Raw genomic sequence first — 5,823 nt, forward strand, 5'->3', positions numbered from 1 at the left:
GTCATCGGCCTTGATCCATTCGACCAAGGCAAGGGCTGCCTCTCGCGTGGGATAGGTCGCAGCCCAGTCACGCCGCCTGATGTCATCGAACGTCATGCCCGGTCACCCTTGGCGGTCATCCGACCCATTCGGTAGAGATACGCTATTGGCGAGCCCTCGGGGTTCTCGATCTCGTCCACGGTGAACGGGTCGAGGGCACCCATGGCAACCAGCCGCTCCATAGTCTGGTGATACTGCTTCACTTGCTCGGGGCTCATCGCCCGCCACTCCTCCTTCTTCGGTTGGATCACGACACCCTCGGCAGTCTTCCGCCTCTGGTCTCGCCGCTGCTTCGCTTCCTTCAGTGACTTCGTTCGGCGCATCTTCGCGCGCTGTGAAATGGCCTCGTCAGGTATCACCCGCTGGCCCGGTAGGTGGTCGAGCGTCAACCGTTCCCGGCCCCCTCGCTCGGCCCGTTCATCGTCGTGGTTATTTCTCTCGTTCTTGCGCTTGGCATCGTGACGGACCTTGGCCTCAGCAATCTTGCCCTCGACCATAGTCTGCCACTCTTCCGGCTTGTAGCTTTCGCTGTCGGTCGAGGTCATGACGAGATGGACCACCTGTCTGTCAGTTAGGTCCTTGACGTCGGCCACATGGTCGAGGATGGCCCATAGCGACGGCAGATAGGTCTGATCCCCAGCCGCATTCCTTGGCCCCGTCCACGACGCTCCAAGCCGGTGTTCGTGAAGTGGTCGACCCTCGGGGTGGCTGTCCCGGTAGGGCGCAAGGAAAGCCGTCACGACATGTTCGGTAACGTATTGGTCATGGAGCCCGTTCGGGTCCCATCCGGGCTGACGTAGGGTCGCCAGCGCCTTCTCATCGGTAGTCATTTTTCGACGATGTAACTCCTTGTGTAATGTAGGTATCCAGTCGGATGACGATCATGGTGACGTAGTCAGGGAACGCCCGAAGGCGGACCAATTGGGGACATAGGGGAACCCTCGGGTTGAAGACCACCGAAGGGAGAGACCAAGGAGGGAAATCCCCAGTCCGGGTTCAATTCGAAGTCCAACCGCAGGTGTCAATCATGAATGGAAGGTGGCGTGCTTGGTCACGGAAGAACCTTCAGCTTCCAAGCCTTCCATGCCCTGATCTGGTCCGCTCGGGTGTTCACATGCAGGGAAACCATTCGGGGCGATGCTCCGGTGATCCTGCAGATGTCGACCTGGGGGAGGTCAGGGAAGTGGTCGGACAGGAAGCAGACTTCCATCTGAGGTGTCATTTCTGACCGACGAGAAGCCTTGAAGCTGTCGAGGCATTCCTTGGCCGTTATGACGATTGGGCTTGAAGCGATCTCAGACGCCATGGTCTTGACCGCATCCTCCCACCTGAGGTCGGCCCAAGATTGGCCCTCCGGCGATAGGACATCGAAGGGATAGCTCCCCGCCTTCCTTGGATAGATGCGCTTGCCGAGACCGGCTTTGACGGCTTCGTCCGTAAGGCGTCTTCGGGCTACCCGAGAGTGCCCTGACTTAGACACCTCAAGGTGTTCTTGGAGTAGCCCGAGGTGGGACAAGACTGCTCGGACTTGCCGAGTTCCGACACCCTTCAGGATGCCGTATTCAGTCACGGTGACCCAGTTGCCGAGTGAGACGGTGTCGAGGTCGCCGGTGGTTCGGTCGAGTAGTTCGGTCGTGTATTCCATTGCTCCTTTGTTGGGTGGTCGAAGAGGCTGTCCCCATGGAAATGCACGGATAAGGACAAACGCGCCTCACCAAAGCTGACCCGCCAAGTGCCACGTCCAGTCGCCCCGGAAGGAGCAAACAAGGCAACAGGCAATCGCAATGCAGGGGAGAACCGCGCGGGTCAGCTTGGGGGAGGAGCGTTGGATAGGTGCTGATGGTGGCCGTTGTCAGTCGGTGACGACGCGCGTTCATCGTGCTGGTGGCATTGGAAGCCGCCTTCGTAGTGCTAGTGGTGTGGCTTGTCGTCAGCCAGCGGCTGTCAGAACCTTCTGGACCGCTGAAGGTGAGCACCCGGCTTCCTTTGCAATCTGCCTCACAGAGCGCCCGTCAGCCTTCAGGGCCCTGATCAGGGCATGGTCGAGCGTCACCGGCCTGCCGGTCTTCCATGGCTCGCCTTGGGCCGCTGCCTTTGCCTTCGCCTTGGCGATGCCTTCCATCTGGCGCTCCTTCCGAAGGGCCGTCTCAAACTCGGCGATGCTGGCGAGGATACCAAAGACCAGCTTGCCCGTTCGGGTGGTGGTGTCGAGCGAGGCGTCGTCCAGCACCTTGAAACCAACGCCCTTCTTGTCGAGCGTCCCGACGATCTGGTGGAGGTGCGCCGCTGATCTCGCCAGACGGTCCACCTTGGTCACCACGAACACGTCACCCTCACGGGCAAACTCCAGAGCCTTCTCAAGCTCGGGCCTCGTCTCGTCCAAACCAGACCGCTTCTCGCTGAAGACCTTTTCAGCACCGGCAGCCGCAAGCTTCTCAAGCTGGGTGTCGAGGTCTTGGCCAGTGGAGCTAACGCGAGCATAGCCGATGATCATGTGTGCACTTTCCTCTAAGAGAATTGGTGTACATCACTTAGTGGACGATTGGTGCACATGTCAAGCATCGTGTTCACGAAGGTATAGGTTTGTGGACAGGACAGAATGGGTCGCCGCCGTAGCGCGTGGGAGCTAAGGACCACTCAAGGACGGCGGAGGGGTGCCGTTGTGGTGAGACCTAGGCGCACATGATAGCGGCGCGCGGTGTCGTCCCTCACGTTCATCCGAACTTCAGCGAGAGCGGCATGGGCTTGAACCATTTCGACGCGGGTTTCGCCGAGGGTGCGGCGAAGCACGGTAGCCAGGACGATATGGAAGGCTGGGTCATCGGTCATGAGGCACTCTACACCTATTTCCGACAAACCACCCCGCGCCAAGCGTGGCAACAAAGGGGGTACGGGGGGTCGGCGCGCGTGCCAGTTATCCGATCACCCGCTCAGAAATTTCTGCCAAATATTCCGACCCCATATGGGCCTTCGGTCCCGCATTGACATCGCCTTCGTTCCGCTAGAATGATCCTGAAAAAATCAGTGCAGAGGACGACATGCCGATAACACAGCTAGCTAACGGCACCTTCGAACCTGAAGAGATAGCCGTTCTCCAGGAAATGTTCGATCAACTCTGTTCGCTGCGTGGGATCACCCGCCGAAGCCCTGAAGCTACCACAGCCGCCGAAAGCCTAATGGGAGCATACCAATCCGGGCTTCGCGGCGATGAACTGCTTCAGGCCCTCGCGCCGAAATAGGCGCTGCTCTAAATCTCTTCAGGCAATCCTTCGGGGGAACCATTAAGGTCACCAAAGGGTTGGGCTCGGTGCTAACCGTGTGGGCTGACCATGGAAGAGCTTTCTCCCGAGCAACAGCAGGCTACATCGCGTCTCATTCGGACGTGGATTACTTCAGAGACACTGCGCCATCAAATCCGCCAACTGCTGAACCTCCCAGTGGATTGGGATATGTCCGAGCAGCATCGGTCCATGCTTGACGAGTTAGATCGGAAACGCAACGAATGACCTCATGGCACAGCAGAGGTACGACCTAAGGCAAGACCCAATGGAACCATTTATCGGACAATAAGTTAAAGGCGCCAGGACTCGTGGGGACTCCCTGATGACGAAGCGTGACAAAGCCGGTCACAAGACCGTTGCCGACCATCTGCTGGAGCTGATCCGAAACGAGGACAACCGCCACCAGGTTCAGCAGGCCTTCGGGCTGGAAGTTGACCCTGAGTTACCACCAACTCTAGCCTCATTGCTCGACGCCATTGAAGAGGCTCATCAGGAAACCCTAAATTACCCTGATGAGGCAGTTGAGGTACGACCTGAGGAGAGACCCAGACGGGACCTGGACGGTGTTCGACGTGTTCACCGGGCAGCCGGTTTCGCCTGATGGTTGGCCAGCGATAGGCCTCAATAGGGAATATGCGGACGATCTCGTAGACCTACTGAATGCCGAAGACCTCAAGTGCAGGCTCTCCCACCGTAGGTTCATCTGATGGAACTCCATTGGTTCAGCCCTGTGGTCCCCGTCAGAACCGAGAAGGTCGGCATCACGCTGGGCGTCAGCAACGTCGAGACCGCCGCTGAGGAACTCATGAAGTGGCCCGAGAAGGGACCGAAGTGGAACAAGGCGGTGCAGCTCTGCATCGACTGCTTCGAGGACCGAGCGTCACCCCAGGATGTCCAGAAGGCCTTTGAGGAGGCTGCTAAGGAGCAGGGGATGCTTCGGTCTTTGTAGGTGGTCTCCTGACTACGGCAGTCTCCCTAAGCACCCTCGGCCACACCAAAGAGAGAACTGCTAGGGCAGCTCTGCATGGACGACTTTGAGGACCAATGCGTCTACTGCGAAAGAACAGGGGTTCTCATGAGCGGCCGGGTGGCTGTCCAATAGCTATATCGGTAAAGACTCGGTAGGCTGCCTGAATGCTGACCAAGAGCGAACTACTCGAAATGGGTCCGGACGCGAGAGCATTCTATCTAATTGGTGCATTTATGGGCTATTTCGCACTTCTTGAGGCTGGCATCGGAGACGCTCTGGGAGAGGTGCTTGGCGTCAGTGGTGCCCGCCGTGTCATCATCAATAGAAACATGGGTTTCGATGAGAAGATCAAAACTCTGCGTACGCTGGTTGATCACTTTATCTCTGATCGAAGTCTAGCGGCGAAATTCGATGAACTGGCAAAGCAGGCCAGGAAGTGCGGTGAGCTTCGCAATATCGTTGCTCACACGCCATTTCGAGCTAGCAGCGTATCTGATGGGGTTGAGTTCTTCCGGGTGTCGGCGAATAGCAAGCTTGAGTGGCCCGCCACAGATTGGTCCACAGGCACACTCCTTAGCCACATCGACAACATCAACAAGATCGATAACGAATTAAGACTGATCGAAGGCCGGATGCAGCTTCAACGTATCGCGGAAGCTTTAATGCGTGAGCCTGACGGTAAAGGGTCTGCTCCGACCGGTGGTGGGCTACTGGGGCTCGGCGGGCTCTTTGGACTGGGCTCGATCTCTCCCGAGGGAGAAGATCATCCGAGCGCCGGTTAACGCAAGCCGGGTTTGCCTCGTGTGATAGAGCCGCGCTCCTAAGTATCTGTGCCCCGGTCACACCTTAGAAGAACTAAGGGGACCAAAGAGGTAGGCTTATCGGGATACGATTTCTACAAGCGCTTGGGAAGAGCGGAAAAGAAGCTCGCATGTGATGCGGCCAAGAACTAAGGACAGCGATGCTCAATCCTGATGATTGGAAGTTAGCAATCGAAGACGCGCGCTTCAGGCACAACGCTTTGGTTGGTCTAATTATAGCCTCAGATAATCAAGCCTTGGCCTTGATGCGACTTTTCCTGACCGTGGCCACTGCCACTGGTGCGGGTTTTGCGTCGGTAATCGTCCCCCACACTTTGATCCAGACCCCACTCGCGTGGTCGCTAGCAGCCGCTACGCTCGCCATGGTTTATTCGGCTTGGCAGTGCTTCCGCGTAATCAGTCCTCGGATCATAAATCTTCCCGGTAGGGGTGCCGACTTCTGGCTCTGGGCAGCAGATGCCACGGGGACCCGTGAGGAAGTCTTCCGGCAATACCTCAAGGTCCTCGCTGAAAAGCACGAGATCAATAAATCTGTCAACGAAAGCCAAGCCTCAGCTCTGCGATGGGCAAAGCTGGGCGGCATCCTGTCTCCCATGGTCGCGCTGGTAGTCGGCGGATTGGCGGCAGTGATGCCGAATTTGCTTTAGCGTTCGCGCTTCGGCGGGTCTTCGCTCTTTCGACTATCCCAATCGGTGGGAGGCGGCGGTGGGGG

7 protein-coding genes are annotated in these 5,823 nt (G+C 57.8%); 4 read left to right on the top strand and 3 right to left on the bottom strand.

Annotation, left to right across the window (positions count from 1 at the left end):
- Positions 1 to 92: 92 nt before the first annotated feature.
- The 3 genes from EN893_RS15535 to EN893_RS15545 form a co-directional block, all read right to left on the bottom strand.
- Positions 93 to 869: a hypothetical protein gene (locus EN893_RS15535; RefSeq protein ID WP_127268730.1), complete on the bottom strand. Its 777-nt coding sequence runs from the start codon at positions 867 to 869 to the stop codon at positions 93 to 95.
- Between the two features lie 221 nt (positions 870 to 1,090).
- A complete protein-coding gene (locus tag EN893_RS15540) occupies positions 1,091 to 1,684 on the bottom strand; it encodes a hypothetical protein (RefSeq protein ID WP_127268729.1) in 594 nt (197 codons plus the stop codon).
- Positions 1,685 to 1,969: 285 nt separating this feature from the next.
- A complete protein-coding gene (locus EN893_RS15545) occupies positions 1,970 to 2,533 on the bottom strand; it encodes a recombinase family protein (protein WP_127268728.1) in 564 nt (187 codons plus the stop codon).
- A 1,109-nt stretch (positions 2,534 to 3,642) separates the two neighbouring features.
- Here EN893_RS15545 and EN893_RS38110 point away from each other — a divergent pair.
- From EN893_RS38110 to EN893_RS15575, 4 genes are all read left to right on the top strand, one after another.
- Complete coding sequence (locus EN893_RS38110; protein ID WP_164748846.1) at positions 3,643 to 3,921, top strand: hypothetical protein; 279 nt, start codon at positions 3,643 to 3,645, stop codon at positions 3,919 to 3,921.
- A 105-nt stretch (positions 3,922 to 4,026) separates the two neighbouring features.
- Positions 4,027 to 4,269, top strand: a complete 243-nt coding sequence (locus EN893_RS15565; RefSeq protein ID WP_127271076.1) for a DUF982 domain-containing protein — start codon at positions 4,027 to 4,029, stop codon at positions 4,267 to 4,269.
- A 185-nt stretch (positions 4,270 to 4,454) separates the two neighbouring features.
- Entirely contained in the window at positions 4,455 to 5,072 is a 618-nt protein-coding gene (locus EN893_RS15570; protein WP_127271074.1) for a hypothetical protein, read from the top strand.
- A gap of 179 nt (positions 5,073 to 5,251) precedes the next feature.
- Positions 5,252 to 5,758: a hypothetical protein gene (locus EN893_RS15575; protein ID WP_127272366.1), complete on the top strand. Its 507-nt coding sequence runs from the start codon at positions 5,252 to 5,254 to the stop codon at positions 5,756 to 5,758.
- Positions 5,759 to 5,823: the final 65 nt, after the last annotated feature.

Source organism: Mesorhizobium sp. M7A.F.Ca.CA.004.04.2.1 (assembly GCF_004022825.1).
Classification (GTDB): Bacteria; Pseudomonadota; Alphaproteobacteria; order Rhizobiales; family Rhizobiaceae; genus Mesorhizobium.

What these genes read in the sequence shown, in the direction of transcription:
- EN893_RS38110 (WP_164748846.1), top strand. Translation starts at nt 3,643, where the DNA reads ATGACGAAGCGTGACAAAGCCGGTCACAAGACCGTTGCCGACCATCTG.
- EN893_RS15535 (WP_127268730.1), bottom strand. Translation starts at nt 869, where the DNA reads ATGACTACCGATGAGAAGGCGCTGGCGACCCTACGTCAGCCCGGATGG.
- EN893_RS15570 (WP_127271074.1), top strand. Translation starts at nt 4,455, where the DNA reads ATGCTGACCAAGAGCGAACTACTCGAAATGGGTCCGGACGCGAGAGCA.
- EN893_RS15545 (WP_127268728.1), bottom strand. Translation starts at nt 2,533, where the DNA reads ATGATCATCGGCTATGCTCGCGTTAGCTCCACTGGCCAAGACCTCGAC.
- EN893_RS15540 (WP_127268729.1), bottom strand. Translation starts at nt 1,684, where the DNA reads ATGGAATACACGACCGAACTACTCGACCGAACCACCGGCGACCTCGAC.
- EN893_RS15575 (WP_127272366.1), top strand. Translation starts at nt 5,252, where the DNA reads ATGCTCAATCCTGATGATTGGAAGTTAGCAATCGAAGACGCGCGCTTC.
- EN893_RS15565 (WP_127271076.1), top strand. Translation starts at nt 4,027, where the DNA reads ATGGAACTCCATTGGTTCAGCCCTGTGGTCCCCGTCAGAACCGAGAAG.